Below are 25,869 nucleotides of genomic sequence, written 5' to 3' on the forward strand. Positions count from 1 at the left end.
GCGCGGCGAACTGTCGGTGCCCCCACGTAGGCTGGGACGGTGACAAACGCTCCATTGTCCGGACTCCTTCACGCCATCCTTCCCGATCCGGCCCTTCGCGGGGTCGTCGAGCGGGCCGGCGCCCCGTTGCTCGAGCTGCAGGGCGCGATCGCGACCCGCCAGCTGGTCGCGGCCGCCCTCGCCGCGGACGAGGGCGCCGGCCGCCCCGTGCTCGCGGTGACGGCCACCGGCCGCGAGGCCGACGAATTGACCGCTTCGCTGAAGTCGTTCCTCGGCGAGGAAGCCGTCGCCGACTTCCCGTCCTGGGAGACGCTGCCGCACGAGCGGCTGTCCCCGCGGGCGGACACCGTCGGACGGCGGCTGGAGGTGCTGCACCGGCTCAAGACCGGTGACGACGACCTGCGCGTCGTCGTCGCGACCGTGCGCAGCCTCATCCAGCCCATGGCGCCCGGACTGGGGTCACTCGCGCCGATCGACCTGGTCGTCGGCGAGGAGCAGGGTTTCGAAGGTCTGCTGGACAGGCTGGTCGAGCTGGCCTACACGCGGGTGGACATGGTCGAGAAGCGCGGCGAGTTCGCCGTGCGCGGCGGCATCCTCGACCTGTTCGGGCCGACGGCGCAGCATCCGGTGCGGGTCGAGTTCTGGGGCGACGAGGTCAGCGAGATCCGCGCGTTCGCGGTCTCCGACCAGCGGTCGCTGCCGGGGGAGATCCAGCACGTCAGCGCCCCGCCGTGCCGTGAGCTGCTGCTCACCGAGCCGGTGCGCGCGAAGGCGGCCGAGCTGGCGACGACGTACGAGGCGGACGCGCAGCTCACCGAGATGCTCACGAAGCTGTCCGGCGGGATCCCCGTCGAGGGGATGGAAGCGCTCATCCCCGTGCTGTGCGAGGGCGAGCTGGACCTGCTGACCGACGCGATGCCCGAGGGCACGCACGTCCTGCTGGCCGATCCGGAGAAGATCCGCGCCCGCGCGGCCGACCTGGTCCGCACCGGACAGGAGTTCCTCGAAGCGTCCTGGACCACGGCGGCCGCGGGCGGTCAGGCGCCGATCGATCTCGGCGCCTCCGCGTACCGGGACCTCGCGGAGATCGCGAAGCACGCTCAGGAGACGAAGCGTCCCTGGTGGACGCTGACGCAGCTGGCCAGCGACGATCCCGACGTCTACCGCGTCTCGGTCGAGGCCGCGCCGAACTACCGCGGCGAGGTCGAGCGCGCGACGACCGATCTGCGCGCGCATACGGCCGCGGGCGGGACGGCCGTGCTCGTCGTCGCCGGGCACGGCACCGCGGCACGCGCGGTCGAGCAGCTGTCGGCGGGTGAGGTGCCCGCGTCGCTCGCCGAAGGCATCACCGGTCCGCTGACGGCGGGCGTCGTCACGGTGACGTGCGGCGGTCTTTCGGACGGCTTCGTGTCGCCGGAGCGCGCGCTGGTCGTCCTGTCCGAGTCGGATCTGACCGGCCGGGGTTCCGGCGCCGGGACGTCCACAAAGGACTTCAGTACCAAGATGCCGTCGCGGCGCCGCAACGCCGTCGACCCGCTGGCGCTCAAGACGGGCGACTACGTCGTGCACGACCAGCACGGCATCGGGCGGTTCGTCGAGATGGTGCAGCGCACCGTCGCCGGCGCGACCCGTGAGTACCTGTTGCTGGAGTACGCCTCCTCCAAACGCGGGCATCCCGGCGACCGGCTGTTCGTGCCGACAGACCAGCTCGACGAGGTCTCCCGCTACGTCGGCGGCGAGCTGCCGACGCTGAACAAACTCGGCGGGTCCGACTGGAAGAACACCAAGGCCAAGGCCAAGAAGGCGGTCAAGGAGATCGCCGCCGAACTGGTGCAGCTCTACGCAGCGAGGCAGGCGGCGCCCGGGCACGCTTTCGGGCAGGACACCCCGTGGCAGAGCGAACTCGAGGACGCCTTCCCGTTCACCGAGACCAACGATCAGCTCGCCGCGATCGACGAGGTCAAGGCGGATATGGAACGCGGGGTCCCGATGGACCGCGTCATCTGCGGTGACGTCGGCTACGGCAAGACCGAGATCGCGGTGCGCGCGGCGTTCAAGGCGGTGCAGGACGGTAAGCAGGTCGCGGTGCTGGTGCCCACGACACTGCTCGCGCAGCAGCACCTCAACACCTTCACCGAACGGATGAGCTCGTTCCCGGTGAAGATCAGGGGTCTCTCGCGGTTCACTAACAAGACCGAGTCCGACGCGATTCTCGAACAGCTGTCCTCGGGCGACGTCGACATCGTGATCGGCACGCACCGCCTGCTGCAGACCGGGATCCGGTACAAGGACCTCGGCCTGGTGATCGTCGACGAGGAGCAGCGGTTCGGCGTCGAGCACAAGGAGCACATCAAGGCGCTGCGGACCCACGTCGACGTCCTGACGATGTCGGCGACCCCGATCCCGCGGACGCTGGAGATGTCGCTCGCCGGGATCCGCGAGATGTCCACGATCCTGACCCCGCCCGAGGACAGGCATCCGATCCTGACCTACGTCGGCGCGTACGACGACAAGCAGGTCGGTGCGGCGATCCGGCGCGAACTGCTGCGCGACGGCCAGGTCTTTTACGTGCACAACAGGGTTTCCTCGATCGAGAAGGCCGCGAAGCGTATTCGCGAGCTGGTGCCGGAGGCGCGGGTCGTCACCGCGCACGGGCAGATGAACGAGGACAAGCTCGAGAAGATCATCCAGGGTTTCTGGGAGAACGAGTACGACGTGCTCGTCTGCACCACGATCGTCGAGACCGGGCTGGACATCTCGAACGCCAACACGCTGCTGGTGGAGCGTGGTGACCTGCTCGGCCTGGCGCAGCTGCACCAGCTGCGCGGCCGGGTCGGGCGCGGACGCGAGCGCGGGTACGCGTACTTCCTGTACCCGCCGGAGGCCCCGCTCACCGAGACGGCGCACGACCGGCTGGCGACCATCGCGCAGAACACCGAACTCGGCGCGGGGATGGCCGTCGCGATGAAGGACCTGGAGATCCGCGGCGCGGGCAACATCCTCGGCGCCGAGCAGTCCGGGCATATCGCGGGCGTCGGTTTCGACCTGTACGTGCGGCTCGTCGGCGAAGCGGTCGACGCGTTCCGGCGGCACGCGGGCGCGGACACGCCGGAGGAGGAAGAGCTCGCCGACGTGCGGGTCGACCTCCCGGTGGACGCGCACATCCCGCACGACTACGTCCCGGGGGAGCGGCTGCGGCTGGAGGCGTACCGCAAGATCGCGGCCGCGCCCGACCAGGCCGGGCTCGACGCGGTGCGCGAAGAACTCGTCGACCGCTACGGCCAGCCGCCCGCCGCGGTGCGGCGGCTCCTCGCGGTCGCCACGTTCCGGCACACCTGCCGCGCGGCGGGCGTCACCGAGGTCGCGGTCCAGGGCACTTCGATCCGGTTCGCGCCGCTGCCGCTGGCGGATTCGCAGCTGGTGCGGCTGAAGCGCTTGTATCCCAAGGCTCTCTACAAGGCCGTGACGAACACGGTTTCGGTGCCGAAGCCGACCGAGGGCGCGGCCGGTGGCCGCATCGGCGCGCCCCCGTTGCGGGACGAGGAACTGCTGGACTGGTGCGCGAAACTGCTGACGAATCTGATGAAGGCGCCGGCGCCCGTCGCGTGACCGACCGAAATCCCGAGCTACAACCTGGTTCTCTCACCGAGGCCGGTATGAGAGGGTATGCGCTGTGATGCGGATCATGGGGCGCCGTCGCGCGCTGGTCGGGGTTCTTGCCGGTTCTCTCCTTCTCGCCGGATGCAATGCCGGACCGGGGCAGGTCGGTGCGGCGGTGCTCATCGACGGCAAGTCCGTTTCGGTGGATCGCGTGCAGCAGATGATCGACAAGGCCGTCCGTGAGCACCCGTACGGGCAGCAGCTCGCCAAGGAGCACAAGCTCGATCTGGTCGGCCGCGAGATCGTGCGCCAGGAGATCCTCCACGAGCTCACCGAACGCGCCGCCCAGCGCGAGGGCATCCGGGTCGACGAGTCCCTCGTCGTGTCCGCGTTGCAGAACGATCCGCTGGCGAAGCCGATGGAGGCCAAGCAGCAGGACGACCCCGCGATCAGTGTCCAGCAGCTCGTCGCGCGCGTGCGGGATCACCGCGACGCCCTGATCGACGCCGCGCTGCAGACGCAGCTCGCGATGAAGTACCTGGACAAGCTCAGCGTCACGTTCGATTTCAGCTCGGTCTCCTCGACCGACGCCACCGGCGCCGACGCGGACAAGCTGCGCGAGCAGGCGATCGAGAAGGCGCAGCGGTTCGCCGCGTCGCCGAACGCGGCCGCCGAGCTGATCGAGCAGGACCAGAAGACGACCGACACGCAGGCGGGCGTCGGCCAGAAGCTGCCGGCGATGCAGTCGCCCGCGACCGCGGCCACCGTCCTGTTCGGTATCCAGCCCAACACGGTCGCCGCGTTCCAGCCGACCCCGCAGCAGCCGCTGTGGGTCGTCGTCGTGATGCGCGAGCGGACCGCCGACAAGCCGGTCGCGTCGGATCAGGCGGCCCAGCCCAGTGCCCAGCAGCTGGCAGGCGTCGGTGTCCGGCTCCTCCAGCCGTACCTCGAGCAGGCCGACCTCAAGGTGAACCCGCGCTACGGCGTGTGGGATGTTGTGGGCATGGACCTCGCGCCCAACGAAGCTTCGAAGAAGGGCATCGTGCTGCCTGTGCACGGTGCCACCCCGCAACAACGGTGAGCACTGCCGTCGTCGTGGTCGCCCACGGGGCGACCCTGCCCGCCGCGGCACTCCCGATCCTGCGAAGCAGCGACGCCGTCTATGCGGCATCGGATGTCGATCCCGCCGTTTTCGGTGTTCCCGCGCTCGGTGACGCACAGGTGCGCGACCTCGTGCTCATCGCCGGTTCGCGAAGGGAACCGAAGGCCGCGGCGCTGATCAGGGCGGGCGCGCGGGTGTTCGAAGCGCCCGTGCCGCCGCTGGTCGAGGCCGCCGAGGTGATGGACCGCCTCCGCTCGCCGGGCGGATGCCCGTGGGACGCCGTCCAGACGCACGAGTCGCTGCGCCAGTACCTGGTCGAGGAGACCTACGAGCTGCTCGACGCGATCGAGGAGGGCGACCGCGCGGCCCTGCGCGAGGAACTCGGCGACGTCCTGCTCCAGGTGCTGTTCCACGCACGGATCGCCGCCGAGGACGCGGGTGATCCGTTCGGGATCGACGAGGTCGCCGCCGACCTGGTCGCGAAACTCGTCGGACGGCATCCCCACGTCTTCACCGACGCCCCGCGGGTCGAGACCGTCGACCACCAGAACCTCAAATGGGAAGAACTGAAACAGGCCGAGAAGAGCCGCCAGTCCATTGTGGACGGCGTCGCGCTCGGGCAGCCCGCCGTGGCGCTGGCCGGGAAGCTCGGGCAGCGCAGCGGCCGTGCCGGGATCCCGCTCGACCTGTTCCCCGGTGGTTCCGAAGCGGCGGCCCAGTTGTTCCGGGTGGCCGCGACCGCTCGTCGCGCGGGGATCGATCCCGAAGGCGAACTCCGCGCCGTCGCGAAGCAGTTCGCCCACGACATCCGCGATGCCGAGCAGGCCGCTCGCGACGCCGGTCTCGAACCGACCACGCTCGAAGCCGACGGCTGGCGCAAGTTCTGGCCTTAGGGCGTTTTCACAAGTTCTAGAGCGTCAGCACGAGTTTGCCCTGAACGCGTCCGGATTCGCTCAGTTCGTGCGCCTTCGCCGCTTGTTCGAGCGGGAGGACGTCGGCGATCGAAACCCGCAGTGAGCCGGCGTCGGCCAAAGTGGCGATTTCGGCCAGATCCGCTCCGGACGGGGAAACGTGGAATTCGTCGAAACGGAGACCGAGTTCCTCGGCCTTCCGCCGGACCTCCGTCCGGTCCGGACCGTGCCCGACGATGTCGATCAGCGAACCGCCCGGTTCGAGGACGTCCAGGGAACGAGGACCGTAATCCCCGGAGATCGGGTCCAGGACGACGTCGACGACCTGCGATTTCGCGAAATCGCCGGTCGTGTAGTCGATGAGTTCGTCCGCGCCGAGGTCCCGGAGGAACGCGTGCTTCGCCTCCCTCGCTGTCCCGATGACGTACGCACCGCGTGCCTTCGCGATCTGGACGGCGAGGTGTCCGACCCCGCCCGCCGCGGCGTGGACGAGCACGCGGTGCCCCGGTCCGACCGGGAAGACGCGGGTGAACGGCTGCCAAGCGGTCAGCGCCGCGATCGGGAGCGCGGCCGCCTCGACGTGATCGAGACTTTTCGGTTTCGCCGCGATCGCGTCCTCGCCGACGACGACGTACTCGGCGTACGTGCCGTTCGGCGGGAAAGTGACGCCGTAGACCTCGTCCCCCGGCCGGAACCGCGTTCCGGCCGAGGCCACCACACCCGAGAAATCGAGTCCCACGGTCAGCGGCAGTTCGCCGATGACCAGCCCGTTCCTGATCTTCCAATCCGCCGGATTCACCCCGGCGGCGTGGACGCGCACCAGGACCTGGCCGTCGCCTGGAACGGGTTTCCCGGTTTCGACGAGGTGAAGGACCTCGGGACCGCCGAAGGAGACCTGCTGGATCTTTCGCATGGAAACGAGCATGTCGGCCATCGGTACCCGTTGTGAAGTAGGCACCCGAATGGTATCTAGGTACCTCATGGGTACCTTCGCCGAGCGGCGCATGTTCGAAGAATGGGTGGCCGTGCATGGACGCAACTGCCCTTCGCGCACGGTCATCGAAGTCCTCGCGAACAAATGGGCGCTGTACGTCCTGGGCGCGATCCGGCGTTATGAACGGCCGATGCGGTTCAGTGAACTTCGCCGTTTGCTCGACGGGATCACGCAGAAGATGCTGACCCAGACCCTGCGCTCCCTGGAACGCGACGGGCTGATCCGGCGCGAGGTCTATCCGACCGTTCCGCCGAGGGTCGAGTACGGCCTCACCCCGCTCGGCGTCGACGTCGGGAAGCTGACGAACGCCGTCGCCGAATGGGCGGTCGAAAACGTCGACCAGATCTTCGCCGCGCGTGCCGCCTTCGACGAAAAGGCGGCGGAGGCCACCCGGCCGCTGTGATCCAGAACACAATCGAGTGAGAACCGATTTCGCGACTTCGGCGTCTTGCCGGGTGTGAAGGGAACGGAACCGGACGAAGAGCAGCTCGTCCGCCGCACCGCCAAAGGCGACCGCGCGGCGTTCGAGGAGCTCTACCGCCGCACGTCGCCGTGGCTGGCCGTGCGCCTGCGCCGTCGCTGCGCCGACGAGCAGATCGTCGCCGAGGTGATGCAGGAGACCTACCTCGCGGTCTGGCGCGCGGCCGGCGCGTTCGCCGGTTCGGCCGTCGGCGGGAGCGCCGTCGGCTGGCTGTGGACGATCGCCGCGAGGCGACTGGTCGACGCCTTCCGTCGCCGGGCGAAGTACGCGCAACCGCCGCCGGTCGCGGAAACGGCCGTTTCACCCGCGGCCGAGGACGAGGCGCTGGCCGGTGCGGTCGGCGACCACGTCGGTGACGCGCTGCGACGGCTCGCTCCCGAACTCCGTCAGGTCCTGCAGGCCATGGTGCTCGACGGGCTGACCGTCCGCGAGACCGCGGTCCTGCTCGGCGTGCCCGAAGGAACCGTCAAAACCCGTGCCAGGCGGGCTCGGATCGCGATGCGGGAGGCGCTGTCGTGAACAAGGAACACGTGTCCGAACAGCTCCTCGCCGGGTACGTCGCCGGGGACGACGGCTTGGCCGGTGACGAGGTCTGGGCGGTCGAAGCCCATCTCGAATCGTGCGCGGAATGCCGGGGGAGGCTGGCCGCGGTCAGCCTGCCGTCGGTGTCGGCGCTGGTGGACGACGTCTGGGCCGGGCTGGGGCCGAAACTCGCCGAAACGGGGCCGAGCCCGATGCGGAGCCGGTGGTCCGGACGGCTGCACACCTGGGTGACGCCGGTGATGCTGCCGTGGCTGGTGATGATCCTCCTGATCCCGGCGATCGGCCTCCTGCTGGACGGGGTCGGGTTCACGGGGAGCAAGGGCTACTCGTTCGTCCAGTTGTTCTCGCCGGTACTGCCGGTGCTCGGGGTGGCGGTGTCGTGGGCGAAGGGGCTCGACCCCGCGTACGAACTCGTCACTTCGACGCCGAGAGCCGGGCTCTACCTGCTGCTCCGCCGGACGACGGCGGTCCTCGCCGTCGTCTTGCCGATCCAAGGCCTCTCGAGCTGGCTCGGCGGCGGCGGATTCGGGCTCGGTCTCCTGCCGAGCCTGGCCTTCACCACCGGGACGCTCGCGCTCGGCGGGGTGATCGGGGTGGTGCGGGCGGCCTATGTCCTCGCCGGGGTCTGGGTGGCGGTGATCCTGGCGCCCGCGGTGGCTTCGCAAGGGAGTGCCACCGCGCTCGAACCCCGCCTGCTCCCGGTGTGGGGCGCGATCTTCGCGGTGACCGCGGTCGTGGTGGTGCTCCGCCGGAGCGTCTTCGGCCTGCTCACCGGATCCGAACGTTGAACGAAGGGGAGAACATGATGCGTGCTGTCGGGGCCGCGGAGGTCGCGCCGACGACCTACGCGTGGCAGATCAAGGCGGAGGGGCTGAAGGTCCGGGTCGGCAAACGCAAGTTCGCCGTGAACGGGCTCGACCTGGAACTGGGCACGGGGGTGCACGGTCTGCTCGGCCCGAACGGCGCCGGGAAGACCACGCTGATCCGGGCACTGGCGACGGTGCTCCGGCCGGCGGAGGGAGGGCTGGCGCTGCTCGGTGAATCCGTCGGGGGATTCACCGATCAGCGCCGCCTACGCCGCCGTATCGGCTATCTGCCGCAGAATTTCGGTTTTTACAAGCGATTCACCGTCCGCGAGTTCGTCGAGTACATCGCCTGGCTGAAGGAAATGTCCAAAGAGGACATCCCGGCGGCGGTGCAGCGGTCGATCGAGCGGGTCGGCCTCGCCGATCGCGCCGACGACAAGATGAAGACGCTGTCCGGCGGCATGGTGCGGAGGGTCGGGATCGCGCAGGCGATCGTCAACGATCCGGACATCCTCCTGCTGGACGAGCCGACCGCCGGACTCGATCCGGCGCAGCGCGTGCGGTTTCGGGACCTCATGCAGGAACTGGGCCGGGACGCCTGCGTCGTCGTCTCGACGCATCTCGTCGAGGACGTGGCGACGGCCTGCACCGACGTCGTCCTGTTCGAAAACGGGAAGCTCGTCTTCCAGGGCACGCCGGACGAACTGGCCGCGGCCGGGAGCGAGGAGTACGTCGGCGACAGCCCGATCGAGCGCGGGTATTCGGCGCTGCTGGGGCACGAGCCGGGGAAGGGGAACTGGTGAACACACGCGTCCTGCGGACCGAAACCCGCCGTTCCATCGCCCCTTGGGCCACGCTCGCGATCCTCGTCGTCGCGTTCGGCTTCCTCTATTCGTTCAGCGGTCCGTGGACGAAGGCGCCGCTCGCCTGGGACGAGCACTGGACGCACGCCGCGGAGTGGAGCCGGTTCCTGCTGGTGTTCCTGTGGCCGATCGCGATCGGCGCCGGCGTCATCCAAGGTATGCGCGACAAGCGGTCCGGCACGGTCGAACTCATGACCACTATGCCGCGTCCCGGCTGGCAACGGGCCGCGAAACTCGCCGGTGCGCTGGGCGGCCTGCTGACGTCGGGCTACCTGCTGATCTTCGCGGTCGGCGCCGCCCAGGCCGCCTTCAATGGCGGGTTCTTCACCTTCGGCTGGCTCCCGATCGTCGTGGTCGGTGTGCTCGCGATGCTCGCGGGCGCCTGGCTCGGGCTCGGGATCGGCCGGTTACTGCCGCATCCGCTGACCGCGCCCGCGGTCGCCGTCGCCGCTTTCGTGGCCGTGCTCCTGTTCCAGTTCGCCGGGGCCGAGGGCAGCGCGCTGGCCGGGATCGTGCCGTTCCGGGTTTCCTTGCTCTCTCCCGCGATGGACGTCGTCCGGGATCCGTTCAGCACCACCGCGGGCCGGCTGGATCTCGGGCAGGGGGTCTGGCTCGCCGGACTGGCCGCGACCGGGTTCCTCCTGCTGGCTGCCCGCTCCAAGCGGGCGAAGGGGCTCGCCGTCGTCCCCGCACTGGCGGCGGCCGTGATCGCCCTGCCCGTTCTTCCCGGCACCACGGCCGAAGCCGAAGTCGCCGACCCGGCCGCGACGGAGATGGTCTGCGACGGCCCGGTCTGCGTCCCCCGCATGCTCGAAGCCGAGCTGCCTCGCCTCGCCGGGCCGGGCAAGGAAGCGTTGCGGCTGTTGGGAACTCTGCCGGACGCGCCGGTCAAGGTCGAGGTACTGGACCGGCGGCTGGGCTACGACGAGGTGCCGCCGCGTGCCGCCGACACCGTCTACGTGGACCTGGTGGATTGGTCCATCCGTTCGGTCCTGAATTCGAACGACATGACACGGACACTGGTCGCCGGTGCCGGGACGCCGACCTGTTACAGCCTCCACGGCGTCAATCGGTCCTTTTTGGACGAGCTCACCGCGCGGTCGATTTCGTCGAGCTGGTTCCTCGGTGAGTGGAAGGTGTCCGGGGCTTCCTGGCTGAGCGAAGACACGAAGAACGAGGTCGCACGGAAGTGGGAGACCTTCCGTGCTCTTCCTCCCGATGTGCAGCGAGAGCGGATCATCGCGCTGCGACAGGCGGCGCTGACCTGCCAGGGCAACCAGCTCGACGTCCTCGTCGGAGGCACCCGATGAGATGGGCGGTGCTGTACGCCCGCTCCCGTGCCATGCCCGCGTCCTTCGCGGGGCTGGTGGTGAGCATGGCCGTGGTCTGGTTCCTCGCGCGGGACCGCTGGTCGGAGATCCCGGTCTCCCTGGCGCTCCTGGTGGCGATCGCGGTGACCGCCATCGGCCTCAGCGGGCAGGACACCGATCTCGACCGGACCGCCGCGATCCGCTGGGTGCCTCGCCGGGCCCTGCATCTCCTGCTGATCGGCGGTCTCGGCCTCGGTGCCGCGCTGCTGCCGCGGCTGTGGGAGGCGGAGCGGGTCCCGGTGGAGGTCATCGTGCGGAACGCGGGCGGGCTGCTCGGTCTCGTCGGGATCGCCGCGGTGCTGTTCGGCGGGGCCTTCGGGTGGACGCTGCCGCTTCTGGTGTTCATCGTGTCGTTCGTGGTCTGGGTCACCACGTCGAGCGAGGAGACCGTGCACTCGGTGGTGACCTGGCTCTTCCAGCCCGCCGGGGTGGCCGCCGCTACGTGGACCGCGGTGGTGCTCGCCGTGGTGGGACTGGGGAGCTACGCGGTCTTCGGTAACCGTCGCTGAACGCCGTGGTCGTCAATCAACGACCACGGTGGCTGGATAGGAACTCCTCATCGTGCCGAAGTAGGCCTCGGGCGCTCCTTCGAGGTGCTCAGGCAATTCGTCCATGAAGGCGCGCAGCAGCGGGGTCGCGTTGTGCCGGTCGAGGTCCTCCTGCGAACGCCAAACCTCGTAGAGGAAGAACCGGCCGTCTTCCTGTTCGTGGAGGTGGTACTGAAGGCTGCCCTCGTGTCTCCGGGACGGCTCGACGAGGTCCAACAGGAGCTTCCTCAGCTCGTCGGCATGTCCGGGCTTCGGGGTCAGGAAACCGTAGAGCGAAACTGGTGCGGTCGAAGTCGTCGTCATGCGATCAACGGTAGAATGTGACATCAATGTCAGGTTCAAGTCGCTGCCCCATGAGGTGGGTCACATGAAGATCGGCGAGCTGTCCCGCGAAACAGGCGTGGCTGTACGCCTTCTTCGCTACTACGAGGCCCAGGGGCTGCTGACCTCGAGCCGCAGCGAAGGCGGCCATCGTCATTACGACTCCGAAGCCCCGGCCACCGTCGCCCGCATCCGCACCCTGCTCGCCGCCGGGCTCCCGACCAAGGTCATCCACGAACTCATGCCCTGTTTCGCCGGTGACGGCACCGGACTCCAGGCCTGCGTTCTCGACCACCTCAAAACCCAGTACGCCGAGCTGGACGCCCGCATCGCCGACCTCACCCAAGCCCGCTCCGCTCTAGGCGACCTCCTGGAAGCCTCCGCTCACGCCTGAACCGTGCGTCTCCGTCAGACGTTCCGGTTGTGCGGAACGAGATCGAGCGGGTCGTGGTCCGGATCGTCGACGCCGAGACTGATGATCCGCGACGGGTGGATCCGGATCACCGCGCCGTCGAAATGACCGTCGGCGGTACCGGCGCCGGTCAACGCCTCGGCGCGGCCCCGGATCTCGAGACAGCGGATCCTCGGCGGGTCCTGGGAAGGCATGTCGTCCACCACGAACGCGGCCTGGCCGTTGGCGGCCACGTTCCGGAACTTCTTGCTCTTCGCCAGTTCGTAGCCGGTGATGTCGATCGTCCGGGTTTCCGGGTTGTAGGCATAGCCGACCGGGCTGACCTGCAGAGTCCCGTTCGGCTGTGCCGTCGCGAGCCGTCCGAGTGGCTGGGTGGCGAGGAAGTCGAGTTCCGCTTCACTGAACATGGAACCCAGTCTGCGACCTCTACCGAACTAGAGGTCAAGCGAACAGGCCCTCGCCCCAGAAACCTCCTTCGCGCACGCCCGGCGGCACGGCGAAATGGGCGGAACCGGTGTGCTGCAGGTACTCCATCATCGCGTCCTTCGAGGACAGGGCCTGCTGCATCGGCACGAACTGCTTGCGCGTGTCCCGGTTGAAGGCGAGGAAGAACAACCCCGCTTCGAGATGCCCGACACCGTCGGAACCGTCGACGAAGTTGTAGCCGCGGCGCAGGATCCGCACCCCGTTCAGGTTCTCGTGCGAGGCCAGCCGGACGTGCGAGTCCTCCGGGATCAGCTTTTCGCCGCCGGCGCCGCCGACCTGGAAATCGGGGGTGTCGAATTCGGCGGCCTGGCCCAGCGGCGCGCCCGCGCCCTTCGACCGGCCGACGATCCCTTCCTGGCCCTTCAACGATTCCCGGTCCCAGGTCTCGATGTGCATCCGGATCCGCCTGGCCACCAGGTACGACCCGCCCGCCATCCACGGCTGCCCGTCTTCGGCCGTCGCCCACACCTGGTCGCGCAGGACGTCGGTCTCCTCGGCCTTGATGTTGCGCGTCCCGTCCTTGAACCCGAACAGGTTCCGCGGCGTGGACTGCGCCCGCGACGTCGAAGAACTGCGGCCGAACCCGAGCTGCGACCAGCGCACCGCGGTGACGCCGAAGCCCAGCCGCACCAGGTTCCGGATCGCGTGCACCGCGACCTGCGGATCGTCCGCGCACGCCTGGATGCAGATGTCGCCGCCGCTGCGGGCGGGATCGAGTTTGTCCTGCGGGAAAAGAGGCAGGTCGATCAGCGCGGCGGGCCGTTTCGGGGCCAGCCCGAACCGGTCGTCGAACAGCGAGGGGCCGAAGCCGATCGTCAGCGTCAGCGACGACGCCGCCAGATCGAGCGCTTCACCGGTGTCGCTCGGCGGCGCGGCGGGGGCGCCACCGACGGCGCCCCCGGTTCCGACCTCTTGGCCCGCGGTCATCCGCCGGGCCGCGTCGGTCCACGTCCGCAGCAGCTTGACCAGCTTTTCGCGGTCCTTCGTCGTCACATCCAGCGCGACGAAATGCAGGTTCTCCTGCACCGGCGTGACGATCCCGGCCTGATGCTCGCCGTGGAACTCGACGACGCTCTGCGCGGCCTGCGCCGGACTGTCGCCGCCGGCGAGACTCTTGGCGCCGATCCCGGCCGCCGCGCCGGTACCGACGAGAGCGGCACCCGCTCCCGCCATGCCGAACAGTTTCCGGCGGGAGACCCGGGTGTGCTCCGTGTCCGTCATTGCGCGGCCACCTCCGCGACCTTGCTCAGCGGTTCGCTCAGCGCGTCGACGGCCGCGGCGAACTCCTTGATCTGATCCTGGCTCAGCGCGGTGTACAGCTTGAAGCCGTCACCTTCGCGCTGCTTGTCCAGCAGCGCCTGCACGTTGCCGAACTCCTTGTCCAAAGTGGACACCAGGGCCGGGTCCTTGGCCTGCAGCAGCGGGCGCAGGGAGTTGATCGCGGCCTTCGAGCCGTCGAGGTTGCCCTGGAAGTCCGAGAGGTCGGTGTGCGAGAACGCCTCTTCCTCGCCGGTGATCTTGCCGGTGGCGATCTCGTCGAGCAGTTCCTTGGCGCCGTTGGCCAGGTCGAGCGCGTTCAGTTCGATCGACGCCGACTTGGTGACCAGTTCCTTGACGTCGGCGAGCAACTGGTCCGCGATCTGGTTGGCGTCCGGCTGGAGCCCGGTCACCCAAAGGTCCTTCTCCAGCCGGTGGAAGCCGGTGAACTTCTGGCCCGGTTCGAGGTCGGCCTCGCGTGCGTCGATCTTCGGGTCCAGGTCGCCGAACTTCTCGGCGACCGGCTCGACCCGTTCGAAGTAGACGCGAGTGCGGGCGTACGCGGCCTTCGCCTCGTCGACCTTGCCCGCCTTCACGAGGGTGACGAACTTGCCCGTCTCCTCGTCGAGCGCCTTGGTGTTGTTCGCGACGTACTCCGCGTAGCTCTTGACCGCCTGCGCCTTCTGCGAGTTCGGGTCCGCCTGCTTCGCCGCTCCGCCGGTGACGGTGAAATCGCCCCGGATGCCGTTGCCGGTCATCCCCGGCTTGCACGCGGTCTGGTACTTGCCCGCCTCGGCGACCTCGACGATGAGACGCCGGTTCAGCCCGGGCGCGATGTTCTCGACCTCGCCCATGATCCGGTCGCCCTCGGCGTACAGGTAGAACTCGGTGACCTTGCTGCCCTTGTTGGTGATCTCGAAGGTCACGTTGCCCGCGTTCGCGGTGTTCACCGAGACGGCGCAGGCGCTGTCGGAGGCTTCGACCTTGATCGGGCCGCCCGTGGTGGCCGCGGGCGTGCCCTCGCCGCCACCGCAGGCGGTGAGCACCAAGGCGCCGACACCGGCGAGCGCGGCGAGCGGGATCCGATGAGGCAAGGACACGGGGTCACTCCTTAACTGCGGCCGCGGCGGGAGTCGCCACGGTCTTCTTCTTGGGCTTGAGGAACAGCGGCAGGACGATGGCCACGTACGCGAGCCACGCGACGGCCTGCAGCACCGTCGTCTGCTGCGAATAGTTGAAGATCCCCTTGAACAGCGCGCCGTACCAGCTCGTCTCCGGCATGACGGCCGACGCGTCGAACGCGAGCGTGGTCAAACCGGGGAGGAACGCGGCCTCCTGCAGGTCGTGCAGGCCGTAGCCGAGGACGCCCGCCGCGACGAACACCAGCAGGACACCGGTGACGGTGAAGAACTTGCCGAGGTCGAAGCGGACGGCGCCGCGGTAGATCAGGTACGCCAGCACGATCGCGGCCAGGATGCCCGCGGTGAAGCCGATCAGCGGTTCGGTCGTCCCGCCCTGGGCGGTCTGCACCGTGGAGTAGAAGAACACCGCCGTTTCCAGGCCTTCACGCCCGACGGCGAAGAACGACAGGACGAGGACCGCGAGCGGGCCGACGTCGAGCGCTTCGTCCAGCTTTCCGCGCAGTTCGGCGGCGATCGTCCTCGACGCCTTGCGCATCCAGAAGATCATCGCCGTCACGAACCCGACCGCGACGATCGACAGCGTGCCGCCGAGCAGTTCCTGCTGTTCGAAGGACAGCTGCGCGGTGGAGTAGGTGAGGATCGCGCCGACCCCGACCGACAGCACGACCGCCACGCCGACGCCGAGCCACACCCAGCGCAGCGCGTGCCGCCGGTCGGTCTTGACCAGGAACGCGACGAGGATGCTGACGACGAGGGCGGCTTCCAGACCTTCACGCAGGCCGATGAGCGCACTCGCGAACCACACGTCGTTCTCCCTGGTCGTCGTCCTGACTGAACCTCCTGGTTTTAGGTAAGGCTTCCCTGAAAGTCCAGCGGGAGTGACGTGGTCTGAAAGCGGACGAAACGCTTGATGAGGCCTTGATCGGACGCGGTCGTCGGACGCATCCCCAGGTCAGCGCGACCTAGGGCGATCGCATAACGAATCGGCCGCCGAGGACCGGTCGGCGATCCGTTTAACCGTCAGTTGGCTTCGTAGACCGAATGGGTCATCGCCCAGGAGTGGCGCGAAGTAACCTGACCGGGTGGCCGAAACCACCCAGTCGAGCTTCGACACCGAGGAGCGCCTCGCGCGTCCTCTGCCGCCGTACGTCCCCAGGCTCGCTTTCGCGGGTGGGCTCGTGCTCACCGGCGTGGTGCTGATCATGACCGTCGGCGTGCACCGGCCGGGCGGGGAGGAACCGCCCCCGCCGGCGGCACCCCAGCCCGTGCTCGCGGTGCCCGACCAGAAACCGCAGCCGGGGGTGGCGACGCCGCGCGCCGGGCTCGCCGCCCCGCCCGACCGGCCCACCGTGTCCGACGCTGCCGAACTCGAGACCTGGGCGAAACGGGTCGCCGCGAAGACCAAGCTCCCGGTCGCCGACCTGTCCGCTTACGGCCGGGCCGAGATGTGGCTCCGGCGGCAGAAGCCGGGCTGTCACCTCTCGTGGGCGACCCTCGCCGGGGTCTCCCACGTCGAGACCGCGCAGGGCAGGCCGGGCCCGATCACGCTCGCCCCCGATGTCTGGGCCAAGCACTCCATGCGCGCCACCGGCGACGGGAAACGGCCGGATCCCGAGAACCTCGACGACGCCGCCCTCGCCACCGCTCGTTACCTGTGCGCCGACGGCGACGACATCGCGACCCCGGTGGGCTGGTGGAAGGCGATGCGGGTGTTCAACCCGGCCGTCCCCTACATCCAGGAAGTCTTCAGCGCGGCCGACGCCTACGCGGACGCCAGCGTCGCGCCCTGATCCTCGAGCACCAGATCGAAGTTGAGCGCCGACGCCATCCGGTAGGCGTCGCCGGCCGCGACGACGAGCTGCGCCATCGGATCGACGACGTTCCCGGCCGCCCAGACGCCGTCCACGTTCGTGCGTCCCTGGGCGTCCACCTTGACGAAGCCGTCTTCGGTGCGCTCGCAGCCGATCTGGGCGAGCAGCCTGTCGTGCGGGACGAACTTCGGGCCGACGAAGACGACATCGCGTTCGACGAGTTCGCCGTCGACGAGCCGGACACCGGTCAGCCGATCGTCCTCGACGGCGAGTTCGGACACCTTGCCGTCGACGATCCGGATACCGAGCCCGGTCAGTTTCGCCCTGTCCTCGGCCGAGATCTGCCGCGTATGCGTGAAGAAGGTCAGATCCTTGCTCCACTGCCACACGATCAGCGCCTGGTGGACCGACTTCTCGGAGGTGGCCAGCACGCCGAAGCGCTGATCACGCACTTCCCAGCCGTGGCAGTACGGGCAGTGCAGCACGTCGGTGCCGAACCGCTCCGCGACGCCCGGGACGTCGGGCAGTTCGTCGGCCAGCCCGGTGGTCACCACGATCCGGCGGCCCCTGACGACCCGGCCGCTCGCCAGCTCCACCGCCTTGTCGTGCCGTAACCGGTGGACGACGTCCTCGACGATTTCCACGCCGTACGCGCGGACTTCGTCGCGGCCTATCGCCAGCAGTTCTTTGGGTGGAATGCCGTCCCTGGTCAGGAAACCGTGCGCGTGCGCGGCGGGCGTGTTGCGCGGGGTACCGGCGTCGATCACGACGACCTCTCGCCGTGCCCGGCCCAGGACCAGTGCCGCGCTGAGACCCGCGACGCCACCACCGATGATCACTACGTCGAATTCGTTCTTCATGATCCCGAGCATCCGCATCCGGCCGGGATCTGGCAAAGTTCATTGCCGATTTGGCAAACTGGGGTCATGCAGGACATCGAACGGCGACTCGCCGAGGTCGGACCGAGGCTCAAGCTGCTCCGCAAGGAACGCGGCACCACCCTCTCCGCTCTTTCGGCGGCGACCGGGATCTCCGCCAGCACGCTCTCCCGGCTCGAATCGGGAGCGCGGAAGGCCACCCTGGAGCTGCTGCTGACGTTGTCGGAAGCGCATCAGGTCCCGCTCGACGAACTGGTCGGCGAACCCGAGCCGTCCGATCCGCGGGTCCGGATGAAACCGCAGAAGTTCGGCAGGTTCACCGCCTGGTCGCTGAGCGCGCAGCCGGGGCAGCCGCAGGCGTTCAAACTGCTGATCCCGGTCGAGGACATCGAACCGGTGCAACGGACGCACGAGGGCTACGAATGGATGTACGTCCTCAGTGGACGGTTGCGGGCGGTGCTCGGCGACCGCGACTTCACGATGGGACCCGGCGAGGCCGCCGAGTTCGACACGCGGGTGCCGCACTGGTTCGGGAGCGCCGGGCCGGGGCCGGTGGAGCTGCTGGTGCTGTTCGGCAAGCAGGGGGAGCGGGCCCACCTGCGGGCCAAGTCGAAATGAGAGCAAAGGTCCCTCGCTCTCTGGCGACGGCGACCGGATCAGTCCCGCAGCGCGATCCGCGCGCTGACCTCGCTGATCGCTTCCAGATACTCCGGGATCGGGTGCATCGCCGACGCGATCCGCATCTGCGCGAGCGCCTCGGTCAACCGGCCGAGGCGCTGGAGGGTCCGCCCGAGCACGAACCGGGCGTAATGATCGGTGGGATCCAGTTCCAGCACCCGGGTGAAGGCGCGCTCGGCCCGCCGCAACTGTGCGGAGTGGAAGTACGCGCGCCCCGCCAGCAGCTGCACGCTCGGTTTGTCGGTTTCCTCCTCCAGCAGCGGCTCGAGGGCCTTGAGGGCGTCGAGCGGCCTGCGGCTTTCGACCAGTGCCTCCGCCTGCCGGAAGGCACGGAACCGGGATTCGCCGGACGAGTCCGGACCGGGTTCTGGGTCGGGTTCGGCATCCATCATGGTCCGCTCCACGATACGCCTGGGCAGGGTCGTTCACGAGGAGCTGAAACGGTCATGGTGGACTGTCTCGCCATGAGCAGTGCCGAAGCGGATAGGCCCGAAAGCGAGCCCGGCTACCTCGGACTCGCGCCGTACCTCTACTACGCCGACGCGACCGAAGCCGTCGCGTGGCTGGTCAGAGTGTTCGGGTTCACCGAGGAAGTGCGCTTCGCCGACGCGTCGGGCGAGGTGTTCCAGGCCACGTTGTGCGCGGGTCCGGCCAAGATCCAGCTGGCCGGGGTCGGTCCCGAGTACTGGGAAGCCAAGGGCGTCGACGGCCCGGTGGGCCAGCTGAACATCGTCTACGTCCCCGACGTCGACGCGCAGTACGAGCGGGTCCGCGCCGCGCTGGGCGACGACGCCGGCCTCGACGCGCCACAGGATCAGCCCTACGGCGCCCGCGTGTTCACCGTCTCCGACATCGGCGGCAACAGCTGGACTTTCTGGCAGCAGTTCTCCGACACCGTCGAGCTGCCGTCGGGCTGGCGCGAAGTCCGTGCGGACGAACCTCCCTCGGAGTGACCCCGCGGAGTGAGCGCTGTGGCGCGTGCCTCCAACGGGTGAACGGCGCCGACGGCTAGGCTGGGGCCCGTCACCGCAGGCACAACCCACATGAGGAGCATGGCGTGGCGCTCATCGAGCAGGTAGGCGCTCGCGAGATTCTGGACTCGCGAGGCAACCCGACGGTCGAAGTGGAGGTGGCTCTCGACGACGGCACGCTGGCGCGGGCCGCGGTCCCCTCGGGTGCCTCCACCGGCGAACACGAAGCCGTCGAGCTGCGTGACGGCGACACCGGCCGCTACAACGGCAAGGGCGTCGAGCGCGCGGTCGCGGCCGTCCTGGACGAAATCGGCCCGGACCTCGTCGGCACCGACGCCGTGGACCAGCGCATCGTCGACCAGAAGCTGGTCGACCTCGACGGCACCCCGGCGAAGTCCCGCCTCGGCGCGAACGCCATCCTCGGCGTCTCCCTCGCCGTCGCGAAGGCGGCCGCGGAGTCGGCCGAGCTGGAGCTGTTCCGCTACCTCGGCGGGCCGAACGCGCATGTGCTGCCGGTGCCGATGCTCAACATCCTCAACGGTGGCGCGCACGCCGACACCGATGTGGACATCCAGGAGTTCATGATCGCGCCGATCGGCGCCGAGTCGTTCCGCGAGGCCCTGCGCTGGGGCACCGAGGTCTACCACTCGCTGAAGTCGGTGCTGAAGGGCCGCGGCCTGGCCACCGGTCTCGGCGACGAAGGCGGCTTCGCGCCCAGCCTGAAGAACAACCGCGAGGCGCTCGACCTGATCCTGCAGGCGATCGAGAAGGCCGGATACGCCCCGGGCCGCGACGTCGCGCTCGCGCTCGACGTCGCCGCGACGGAGTTCTTCTCCGACGGCGCGTACACCTTCGAAGGCGCGAAGAAGAGCGCCGAGCAGATGTCGGCCTACTACGCCGAACTGCTGCGCGACTACCCGCTCGTGTCCATCGAGGACCCGCTGAGCGAGGACGACTGGGACGGCTGGGTCCAGCTGACCGCCGAGGTCGGCGAGAAGGTCCAGATCGTCGGCGACGACCTGTTCGTCACCAACCCGGACCGCCTCGAAGAGGGCATCACCCGCCGCGCCGCGAACGCGCTGCTGGTGAAGGTCAACCAGATCGGCACGCTGTCGGAGACCCTCGACGCGATCTCGCTGGCCACCTCCTACGGCTACAAGTCGATGATGAGCCACCGGTCCGGCGAGACCGAGGACACCTTCATCGCCGACCTGGCGGTCGCCACCGGCGTCGGCCAGATCAAGACCGGCGCCCCGGCGCGCGGCGAGCGCATCGCCAAGTACAACCAGCTGCTGCGGATCGAGGAGACCCTCGCCGACGCGGCGCGTTACGCCGGCGACCTCGCCTTCCCGCGGTTCACCCCGGAGGGGTAATCGGTTATGGCGGACCGGGGGAGGGCGCGGACCCGTCGTAGCGGGCGCGCGGACGGCGGTGGCTCCAGCAGGGGCCGCCGACCGGAGCGCGCCCGGCGGACCACGACGACGGAGGTCCGCGCCCGAACCCGGCTGCGCCGCAGCCTGGCGGCGAAAAGGGCATCGGGCGCCGCGAAGGTGCTCGGCATGTCCACCACCCGCCGGGCCGCGGTGGTGGCGATCGTGGTGTGCGCCCTCGCGTTCACCATCGCCGTCCCGCTGCGCACCTACCTCAGCCAGAAGTCCGAGGTGAGTGAGCAGCAGCAGCTGCAGTCCGAACTGCAGCGGAGCGTCGCCCAGCTGGAGGGCCGCAAGGCCGAGCTGAGCGATCCCGCGCAGATCGAGGCGGAGGCCCGGAAGCGCTTCGGTTTCGTGAAACCCGGTGAGACGCCGTACATCGTGCAGCTGCCCGAGGACAAGGCGCCGGAGCAGGGCCGGCAAGGCGAGCAGCCGGTGCCCGCGGGCTCCTGGTACGAGAAGCTGTGGGATCAGGTCGCGGGCGGCTAAAGCTCCCTGTTTACCCTTATGGGCGTGAACCGCACGGAAAAGTCTTCTTATGAGCCTGTGACCGACGCCGACCGCGAGATCATCGCGGAACAGCTCGGCCGGGTACCCCGTGCGCTGCGCGCCGTCGCCGCGCGTTGCCCGAGCGGCCACCCGTCGGTCGTGCAGACCAGTCCCCGCCTCGACGACGGCACTCCGTTCCCGACGCTCTACTACTTGACCTGCCCGAAGCTGACCTCGATGGTCGGCACCCTCGAGGCGTCCGGGCTGATGAAGGAGATGACCGACAGGCTCGCGGAGGACCCCGAGCTGGCGGCCGCCTACCAGCGGACCCACGAGAGCTACCTCGCCGAACGCGACGCCATCGAATCGCTCGGCCACGAGGTCAGCGCGGGCGGGATGCCCGGACGCGTCAAGTGCCTGCACGTCCACCTGGCGCATACGCTCGCCGTCGGCCCCGGCGTGAACCCCTTCGGGGACGAGACTCTCGCGCTGCTTAAGTCGAACGGGTGGCCGTCGGGCGACTGCCAGGGGTAACACCCGCCCCCGCTGTACAGATAGTTCCTCCAGGTGGGTTAATTCACCCGTTGTCGGTCAACTCCTTCTCCCTATGGGGTGAAACCGGTCACCGCATGCGGCAGGCTATGCACCAGTTGCGGGTTGTCGGGGTGGGCAAGTAACCGGATCGCCGAGTCGCGATCCGCCGGGAGGGTTCTGAGGTATGCGCGTGAGGCACGTGCCAGGCGCGGTGAACGGTCATGTCCGGAGACTCTGTCTCCGGCACCGCACGATCGCCGCGGTGACCGGAGGAGTCCTCGCCATCGTCCCGGCCTGTGCCGCGGTGATCGGCACGGGCACCTGGATCGCGACGGCGAGCACGATCCATTCCGACAACGTCGCCCTCGTCGGCGGCTATGACCCGAAGAACCCGCTCGTCCAGCAGATCGGCGTCGACGGAAGCCTGCCGAACGCGCCGACCCCGCTCCCGCTCCCCGCGGACGAACTCCCCAACGGACCGCTCGGCATCCCGGTCACCGCGCTCGCCGCGTACCGCAACGCCGCCGACATCCTCATCGCCGAACAGCCCGGCTGTCACATCGACTGGGCGCTCATCGCCAGCATCGGCCGGATCGAGTCCAACCACGCTCGCGGCGGCTTCGTCGACGCCAAGGGCAACACCCTCGAACCGATCCTCGGCCCGCAGCTCAACGGCGCCGGTCCGTTCGCGGCCATCCCGGACAGCGACGGCGGAAAGTACGACGGCGACACGGTCTGGGACCGCGCCGTCGGGCCGACGCAGTTCATCCCGTCGACCTGGGCTCGCTACGCCTCCGACGGGAACGGCGACGGCGAATCCAATCCGAACAACATCTTCGACGCGGCGCTGGGCACCGGCCGCTACCTGTGCTCGGGTGGACTGGATCTGTCCAAACCGGACCAGTTGCGCGCGGCGGTGTACCGCTACAACAACTCCGACACCTACGTGAACACGGTGCTGATCTGGGCCGAGGCCTACCGCACTGGGGTGCTGCCGACGCCGGACAGCAAGGTGCCCATCGGCGCGCCGAACGCCGCCGCCGCTCCGCCGCCCGCTTCGGTCCCGCCGCCTCCGGTGCCGCCGACGCCGCCCGGTTCGGTGACGCCGCCGCCGTCGAGCACGTTGCCGCCGTCGACGAATTCGTCTTCGCCGTCCAAGACGACGACGCCCTCGAAGTTGCCGCCCTGCCCGACAGTCACCGTGACGGAGACACAACCGACCTCGAGCCCGAGCCAGGCGACCACGACGCCATCACCGCCGCCGCCGACCTGCAGCTCACCGACGACGACCACAACGACGACGACGGTGACGTCAGGGAGCCCCAGCACCAAACCCACCTGATCGCCTTCATCCATGCCCCCGCCACCACCCTCAACGGAGAAGCTTCGCTCCGCTGTAATCTCCGGGCATGCCTCGTGTTGCCGCGATCGACTGTGGGACCAACTCCATCCGCCTGCTCGTCGCCGAGTTGACCCCCCGCCACGACGGGACGGTCGACCTGCGCGACCTGCACCGCGAGATGCGGATCGTCCGCCTCGGCCAGGGTGTGGACGCCACCGGGAAGCTGGCCCCCGAGGCGCTCGAGCGCACCCGCAAGGCGCTGGCCGACTACACGATCGCCGCGCGCCGCAAGGGCGTCGAGAAGGTCCGCATGGTCGCGACGTCGGCGACCCGTGACGCGAGCAACCGCGACGAGTTCTTCGCGATGACGCGTGAGGTGCTCGGCACCGAGGCCGAGGTCATCAGCGGCGACGAAGAGGCCCGGCTGTCCTTCACCGGCGCAGTGGGCGAGCAGGACCCGGACGACGGTCCGTTCGTGGTGGTCGACGTCGGCGGTGGCTCGACCGAACTCGTCGTCGGCACCTGGGACGGCCGCCAGGCGGAGGTCATCGCCGCGAAGTCGGTCGACATCGGCTGCGTGCGGATCACCGAACGCGCGCTGAAGTCCGACCCGCCGACGGCGGCCGAGATCGCCGAAGCGCGTGAGCTGGCCGCCAAGGTCCTCACCGAGGCTTTCGACGTCGTGGACGTTTCGGCCGCGAAGACGTGGATCGGCGTCGCCGGCACGGTCACCACCCTGACGGCCGTGGCGCAGGGCCTCTCGGAGTACGACTCCGAGCGCACCCACCTCTCCAAGCTTTCCCGCGCCGACATCGACCGGGTCGCGCAGTCCCTGCTGACCGCCGACCACGCGACCCGGGCCGCCAATCCGGTGATCCACCCCGGCCGGGTGGACGTCATCGGCGGCGGTTCGGTGATCGTGCAGGTGCTGGCCGAGCAGTTCGCCACGCGCAGTGGTCCCGGCGAACTGGTCGTCTCCGAGCACGACATCCTGGACGGCATCGCGCTCTCGCTCGCCTGATTTGCCGATTTCTCTTACGTGACGCCATTTCTGTCGGTGATCACGTGGTGACCTCCTGTCCGGATTAGCCCATTCGGTCCAGCTTCGTTCCTACCAAGGTCGTGCTCTAACCGGGTGGTGCCCGAGACCGTCACACATTTGCAACACCAACGCACTGTGATCGGCTTCACCTGTCCCATAGCGTCGTCTCACCTTCTGGGCGGCTGAGCGCGACCCGCGCTCGCCGAACGATCCGACGACGAGAGTTGGAGGGGACATGCGGGGTTCACGCGGGTTCTGGGGAGCGACGGCGGTGGTGGCCACGGCGGCCATGCTGCTGACGGCCTGTGGGGGTGGTGGGTCCACGGAAAACAAGGGATCCGGCGCCACAGACTCCAATGCGGCGGTCTCGGTCTACGGCACCGAGCCGGAGAACTCGTTGATTCCCGCCAATACCAACGAACTCGGCGGGTCGAAGGCCCTCAAGCCGGTCTTTTCGGCGCTGGTCGGCTACAAATCCGACACCGCCGAGCCGTACAACCTGATGGCCGAATCGATCACCACGACCGATTCGAAGGTCTTCGACATCAAGATCAAAAAGGGCTGGAAGTTCCACGACGGGACCGAAGTCAAGGCGAAGAACTTCGTCGATGCCTGGAACTACAGCGCGAACGGCAAGAACGGCATGCAGAACGCGTCGTTCTTCGAGCAGATCCAGGGCTACGACGAGATCAGCGCCAAAGAGCCGGCCGTCAAGGAGATGTCCGGCCTCAAGGTCGTGAACGACTACGAATTCCAGGTCACGCTCAAGGGCCCGTTCTCCGTTTTCGCCACCAAGATCGGTTATCTCGCTTTCGCGCCGCTGCCGGACAAGTTCTTCGCCGACCCGGAGGCGTTCGCCAAGGCCCCCATCGGCAACGGTCCGCTGAAGTTCGTTTCGCGCACGCCCAACCAGAACATGAAGCTCACGCGGTACGACGAGTACCAGGGCGAGGACAAGGTCAAGTTCAAGGACCTGGAAGTCCGCATCTACACCAGCCAGGAGACCGCGTACCAGGATCTCCTGAGCAACCGCCTCGACTTCATGGAGGCGCTCCCGCCCGCGGCGAAGGCAGGCGGGAAGTACAAGACCGACCTCGGTGAGCGGCTGGTCGAAGGCAACCTGCTCGGCATCAGCGCCCTCGCCATCCCGTACTACGTCCCGGGTTACAACAACCTGGACCTGCGCAAGGCGATCTCGCTGGCCATCGACCGCGAGCAGATCGTCAAGACCGTCATGAACGACACCTATTCGCCCGCCGACGGTTACGTTTCGCGCGGTATCGAGGGCTACCGGCCGGGGGTTTGCGAGTTCTGCAAGTTCGATCCGGTGAAGGCCAAGGAGTTCTGGGCGAAGTCCGGTTACACCGGCAAGCTGACCATCGCCTCGAACGCGGACGGCGGCCGTAAGGAACCGCTGGTCGCGGCGTGCAACAGCATCAAGAACGCGCTCGGCGTCGAATGCGACTTCGTCCCGGCGACCGACTTCGGCCAGTGGCGCAGCATCGTCAACGGCCGGAAGCTGACCGGCATGGGCCGCTCCGACTGGTCGGCCGACTACCCGTCGATCGAGAACTACCTGAACCCGCGCTACAAGAGCACCGGTTCGTCCAACGACTCGACGTACAACAACCCGGCCGTCGACGCACTGCTGAACCAGGCGGACCAGACCGCCGACAAGGCGGCCGCGATCAAGCTGTACCAGCAGGCGGAGGACCTGATCGCGAAGGACCTGCCGCAGATCCCGGTGTGGGAGGAGAAGGGCGTCGGCGGTAAGTCGAACCGGCTGAAGGTCGCGAAGCTCGACTTCGGCCGTCTCGCGGACTACTCGTCCATAGAGGTCGCCGCGAAGTAGAGCACC

General features: G+C 68.7%; 27 protein-coding genes. 19 read left to right on the plus strand and 8 right to left on the minus strand.

The features are described from left to right. The first annotated feature begins 54 nt into the window (after window positions 1-54). The 3 genes from mfd to SD37_RS05700 all read left to right on the plus strand — a co-directional run bounded on the left by mfd (window position 55) and on the right by SD37_RS05700 (window position 5,595). Window positions 55-3,609 carry a transcription-repair coupling factor gene (mfd, locus tag SD37_RS05690; protein ID WP_044852157.1) on the plus strand — a complete coding sequence of 1,185 codons (3,555 nt, stop codon included), beginning with the start codon at window positions 55-57 and terminating at the stop codon, window positions 3,607-3,609. A gap of 67 nt (window positions 3,610-3,676) precedes the next feature. After that, window positions 3,677-4,681: a hypothetical protein gene (locus SD37_RS05695; RefSeq protein ID WP_044852158.1), complete on the plus strand. Its 1,005-nt coding sequence runs from the start codon at window positions 3,677-3,679 to the stop codon at window positions 4,679-4,681. Beyond that, the gene (locus SD37_RS05700) at window positions 4,678-5,595 is read left to right on the plus strand and encodes a nucleoside triphosphate pyrophosphohydrolase (protein ID WP_044852159.1); all 918 of its coding nucleotides are present in this window, start codon (window positions 4,678-4,680) and stop codon (window positions 5,593-5,595) included. Before SD37_RS05695 ends, SD37_RS05700 begins: the two co-directional genes overlap by 4 nt. 16 nt (window positions 5,596-5,611) lie before the next feature. Here the strand turns inward: SD37_RS05700 and SD37_RS05705 are convergent, their stop codons facing one another. Further along, the gene (locus SD37_RS05705; RefSeq protein WP_236725276.1) at window positions 5,612-6,526 is read right to left on the minus strand and encodes an NADP-dependent oxidoreductase; all 915 of its coding nucleotides are present in this window, start codon (window positions 6,524-6,526) and stop codon (window positions 5,612-5,614) included. A 67-nt stretch (window positions 6,527-6,593) separates the two neighbouring features. Between SD37_RS05705 and SD37_RS05710 the strand changes: the two genes are divergently transcribed. Genes SD37_RS05710 through SD37_RS05735 form a run of 6 tightly spaced genes read left to right on the plus strand, consistent with a single transcriptional unit; the run spans window position 6,594 to window position 11,179 of the window. Next, window positions 6,594-7,010 carry a winged helix-turn-helix transcriptional regulator gene (locus SD37_RS05710; protein WP_044852160.1) on the plus strand — a complete coding sequence of 139 codons (417 nt, stop codon included), beginning with the start codon at window positions 6,594-6,596 and terminating at the stop codon, window positions 7,008-7,010. Between the two features lie 54 nt (window positions 7,011-7,064). After that, window positions 7,065-7,607 carry an RNA polymerase sigma factor gene (locus SD37_RS05715; protein WP_044852161.1) on the plus strand — a complete coding sequence of 181 codons (543 nt, stop codon included), beginning with the start codon at window positions 7,065-7,067 and terminating at the stop codon, window positions 7,605-7,607. Next, entirely contained in the window at window positions 7,604-8,419 is an 816-nt protein-coding gene (locus tag SD37_RS05720; protein ID WP_044852162.1) for a zf-HC2 domain-containing protein, read from the plus strand. Before SD37_RS05715 ends, SD37_RS05720 begins: the two co-directional genes overlap by 4 nt. Window positions 8,420-8,436: 17 nt before the next feature. Beyond that, window positions 8,437-9,240 carry an ABC transporter ATP-binding protein gene (locus SD37_RS05725; RefSeq protein ID WP_044852163.1) on the plus strand — a complete coding sequence of 268 codons (804 nt, stop codon included), beginning with the start codon at window positions 8,437-8,439 and terminating at the stop codon, window positions 9,238-9,240. Then, the gene (locus tag SD37_RS05730; RefSeq protein ID WP_044852164.1) at window positions 9,237-10,610 is read left to right on the plus strand and encodes an ABC transporter permease; all 1,374 of its coding nucleotides are present in this window, start codon (window positions 9,237-9,239) and stop codon (window positions 10,608-10,610) included. Before SD37_RS05725 ends, SD37_RS05730 begins: the two co-directional genes overlap by 4 nt. After that, window positions 10,607-11,179 carry a hypothetical protein gene (locus tag SD37_RS05735; protein WP_044852165.1) on the plus strand — a complete coding sequence of 191 codons (573 nt, stop codon included), beginning with the start codon at window positions 10,607-10,609 and terminating at the stop codon, window positions 11,177-11,179. Before SD37_RS05730 ends, SD37_RS05735 begins: the two co-directional genes overlap by 4 nt. A 12-nt stretch (window positions 11,180-11,191) precedes the next feature. Here the strand turns inward: SD37_RS05735 and SD37_RS05740 are convergent, their stop codons facing one another. Beyond that, the gene (locus SD37_RS05740; protein ID WP_044852166.1) at window positions 11,192-11,521 is read right to left on the minus strand and encodes a putative quinol monooxygenase; all 330 of its coding nucleotides are present in this window, start codon (window positions 11,519-11,521) and stop codon (window positions 11,192-11,194) included. 64 nt (window positions 11,522-11,585) lie between these two features. Between SD37_RS05740 and SD37_RS05745 the strand changes: the two genes are divergently transcribed. After that, complete coding sequence (locus SD37_RS05745) at window positions 11,586-11,933, plus strand: MerR family transcriptional regulator (protein WP_044852167.1); 348 nt, start codon at window positions 11,586-11,588, stop codon at window positions 11,931-11,933. Between the two features lie 14 nt (window positions 11,934-11,947). Here the strand turns inward: SD37_RS05745 and SD37_RS05750 are convergent, their stop codons facing one another. The 4 genes from SD37_RS05750 to efeU are packed head-to-tail and all read right to left on the minus strand — an operon-like array spanning window position 11,948 to window position 15,641. After that, window positions 11,948-12,358 (minus strand): PPOX class F420-dependent oxidoreductase, encoded by a 411-nt coding sequence (locus SD37_RS05750; RefSeq protein WP_044852168.1) that lies wholly within the window; start codon window positions 12,356-12,358, stop codon window positions 11,948-11,950. Window positions 12,359-12,392: 34 nt separating this feature from the next. Then, window positions 12,393-13,658 carry an iron uptake transporter deferrochelatase/peroxidase subunit gene (gene efeB / locus SD37_RS05755; protein WP_044852169.1) on the minus strand — a complete coding sequence of 422 codons (1,266 nt, stop codon included), beginning with the start codon at window positions 13,656-13,658 and terminating at the stop codon, window positions 12,393-12,395. Continuing rightward, entirely contained in the window at window positions 13,655-14,788 is a 1,134-nt protein-coding gene (gene efeO / locus SD37_RS05760; RefSeq protein ID WP_083255245.1) for an iron uptake system protein EfeO, read from the minus strand. Before efeO ends, efeB begins: the two co-directional genes overlap by 4 nt. Before the next feature lie 10 nt (window positions 14,789-14,798). Further along, window positions 14,799-15,641: an iron uptake transporter permease EfeU gene (gene efeU, locus SD37_RS05765; protein ID WP_044852171.1), complete on the minus strand. Its 843-nt coding sequence runs from the start codon at window positions 15,639-15,641 to the stop codon at window positions 14,799-14,801. A 277-nt stretch (window positions 15,642-15,918) separates the two neighbouring features. Between efeU and SD37_RS05770 the strand changes: the two genes are divergently transcribed. Then, the gene (locus tag SD37_RS05770) at window positions 15,919-16,626 is read left to right on the plus strand and encodes a lysozyme family protein (RefSeq protein WP_044852172.1); all 708 of its coding nucleotides are present in this window, start codon (window positions 15,919-15,921) and stop codon (window positions 16,624-16,626) included. On the opposite strand, the gene SD37_RS05775 is transcribed toward SD37_RS05770, so the two are convergent. Then, entirely contained in the window at window positions 16,599-17,519 is a 921-nt protein-coding gene (locus tag SD37_RS05775; RefSeq protein WP_044852765.1) for an NAD(P)/FAD-dependent oxidoreductase, read from the minus strand. The two genes, SD37_RS05770 and SD37_RS05775, sit on opposite strands and share 28 nt — an antisense overlap. Before the next feature lie 54 nt (window positions 17,520-17,573). Between SD37_RS05775 and SD37_RS05780 the strand changes: the two genes are divergently transcribed. Next, window positions 17,574-18,143: a helix-turn-helix domain-containing protein gene (locus SD37_RS05780; protein ID WP_037317263.1), complete on the plus strand. Its 570-nt coding sequence runs from the start codon at window positions 17,574-17,576 to the stop codon at window positions 18,141-18,143. A gap of 38 nt (window positions 18,144-18,181) precedes the next feature. On the opposite strand, the gene SD37_RS05785 is transcribed toward SD37_RS05780, so the two are convergent. Further along, a complete protein-coding gene (locus SD37_RS05785) occupies window positions 18,182-18,595 on the minus strand; it encodes a tetratricopeptide repeat protein (protein WP_037317260.1) in 414 nt (137 codons plus the stop codon). Window positions 18,596-18,667: 72 nt separating this feature from the next. On the opposite strand from SD37_RS05785, the gene SD37_RS05790 reads away from it, so the two are divergent. The 7 genes from SD37_RS05790 to SD37_RS05820 all read left to right on the plus strand — a co-directional run bounded on the left by SD37_RS05790 (window position 18,668) and on the right by SD37_RS05820 (window position 25,863). Beyond that, complete coding sequence (locus SD37_RS05790) at window positions 18,668-19,156, plus strand: VOC family protein (protein ID WP_044852766.1); 489 nt, start codon at window positions 18,668-18,670, stop codon at window positions 19,154-19,156. 104 nt (window positions 19,157-19,260) lie between these two features. Beyond that, the gene (gene eno, locus SD37_RS05795; protein WP_044852173.1) at window positions 19,261-20,547 is read left to right on the plus strand and encodes a phosphopyruvate hydratase; all 1,287 of its coding nucleotides are present in this window, start codon (window positions 19,261-19,263) and stop codon (window positions 20,545-20,547) included. A gap of 177 nt (window positions 20,548-20,724) precedes the next feature. Beyond that, window positions 20,725-21,093: an FtsB family cell division protein gene (locus tag SD37_RS05800; protein WP_044852174.1), complete on the plus strand. Its 369-nt coding sequence runs from the start codon at window positions 20,725-20,727 to the stop codon at window positions 21,091-21,093. A gap of 18 nt (window positions 21,094-21,111) precedes the next feature. Further along, the gene (locus tag SD37_RS05805) at window positions 21,112-21,627 is read left to right on the plus strand and encodes a DUF501 domain-containing protein (protein WP_418189803.1); all 516 of its coding nucleotides are present in this window, start codon (window positions 21,112-21,114) and stop codon (window positions 21,625-21,627) included. A 184-nt stretch (window positions 21,628-21,811) separates the two neighbouring features. Next, window positions 21,812-22,969, plus strand: coding sequence for a lytic transglycosylase domain-containing protein (locus SD37_RS05810; RefSeq protein WP_044852175.1), 1,158 nt, complete (start codon window positions 21,812-21,814; stop codon window positions 22,967-22,969). Between the two features lie 67 nt (window positions 22,970-23,036). After that, entirely contained in the window at window positions 23,037-23,990 is a 954-nt protein-coding gene (locus SD37_RS05815) for a Ppx/GppA phosphatase family protein (protein WP_044852176.1), read from the plus strand. A gap of 256 nt (window positions 23,991-24,246) precedes the next feature. Beyond that, window positions 24,247-25,863: a peptide ABC transporter substrate-binding protein gene (locus SD37_RS05820; protein ID WP_044852177.1), complete on the plus strand. Its 1,617-nt coding sequence runs from the start codon at window positions 24,247-24,249 to the stop codon at window positions 25,861-25,863. The last annotated feature ends 6 nt before the right edge of the window (window positions 25,864-25,869 follow it).

Source organism: Amycolatopsis orientalis (genome assembly GCF_000943515.2).
In the GTDB taxonomy this organism is placed as follows: Bacteria; Actinomycetota; Actinomycetes; order Mycobacteriales; family Pseudonocardiaceae; genus Amycolatopsis; species Amycolatopsis orientalis.

What these genes read in the sequence shown, in the direction of transcription:
- SD37_RS05695 (WP_044852158.1), top strand. Translation starts at nt 3,677, where the DNA reads ATGCGGATCATGGGGCGCCGTCGCGCGCTGGTCGGGGTTCTTGCCGGT.
- SD37_RS05705 (WP_236725276.1), bottom strand. Translation starts at nt 6,526, where the DNA reads ATGCGAAAGATCCAGCAGGTCTCCTTCGGCGGTCCCGAGGTCCTTCAC.
- SD37_RS05710 (WP_044852160.1), top strand. Translation starts at nt 6,594, where the DNA reads ATGGGTACCTTCGCCGAGCGGCGCATGTTCGAAGAATGGGTGGCCGTG.
- SD37_RS05725 (WP_044852163.1), top strand. Translation starts at nt 8,437, where the DNA reads ATGCGTGCTGTCGGGGCCGCGGAGGTCGCGCCGACGACCTACGCGTGG.
- SD37_RS05735 (WP_044852165.1), top strand. Translation starts at nt 10,607, where the DNA reads ATGAGATGGGCGGTGCTGTACGCCCGCTCCCGTGCCATGCCCGCGTCC.
- SD37_RS05740 (WP_044852166.1), bottom strand. Translation starts at nt 11,521, where the DNA reads ATGACGACGACTTCGACCGCACCAGTTTCGCTCTACGGTTTCCTGACC.
- SD37_RS05745 (WP_044852167.1), top strand. Translation starts at nt 11,586, where the DNA reads ATGAAGATCGGCGAGCTGTCCCGCGAAACAGGCGTGGCTGTACGCCTT.
- SD37_RS05750 (WP_044852168.1), bottom strand. Translation starts at nt 12,358, where the DNA reads ATGTTCAGTGAAGCGGAACTCGACTTCCTCGCCACCCAGCCACTCGGA.
- efeB (WP_044852169.1), bottom strand. Translation starts at nt 13,658, where the DNA reads ATGACGGACACGGAGCACACCCGGGTCTCCCGCCGGAAACTGTTCGGC.
- SD37_RS05775 (WP_044852765.1), bottom strand. Translation starts at nt 17,519, where the DNA reads ATGCTCGGGATCATGAAGAACGAATTCGACGTAGTGATCATCGGTGGT.
- SD37_RS05780 (WP_037317263.1), top strand. Translation starts at nt 17,574, where the DNA reads ATGCAGGACATCGAACGGCGACTCGCCGAGGTCGGACCGAGGCTCAAG.
- SD37_RS05785 (WP_037317260.1), bottom strand. Translation starts at nt 18,595, where the DNA reads ATGATGGATGCCGAACCCGACCCAGAACCCGGTCCGGACTCGTCCGGC.
- SD37_RS05790 (WP_044852766.1), top strand. Translation starts at nt 18,668, where the DNA reads ATGAGCAGTGCCGAAGCGGATAGGCCCGAAAGCGAGCCCGGCTACCTC.
- SD37_RS05805 (WP_418189803.1), top strand. Translation starts at nt 21,112, where the DNA reads ATGGGCGTGAACCGCACGGAAAAGTCTTCTTATGAGCCTGTGACCGAC.
- SD37_RS05810 (WP_044852175.1), top strand. Translation starts at nt 21,812, where the DNA reads ATGCGCGTGAGGCACGTGCCAGGCGCGGTGAACGGTCATGTCCGGAGA.
- SD37_RS05815 (WP_044852176.1), top strand. Translation starts at nt 23,037, where the DNA reads ATGCCTCGTGTTGCCGCGATCGACTGTGGGACCAACTCCATCCGCCTG.
- SD37_RS05820 (WP_044852177.1), top strand. Translation starts at nt 24,247, where the DNA reads ATGCGGGGTTCACGCGGGTTCTGGGGAGCGACGGCGGTGGTGGCCACG.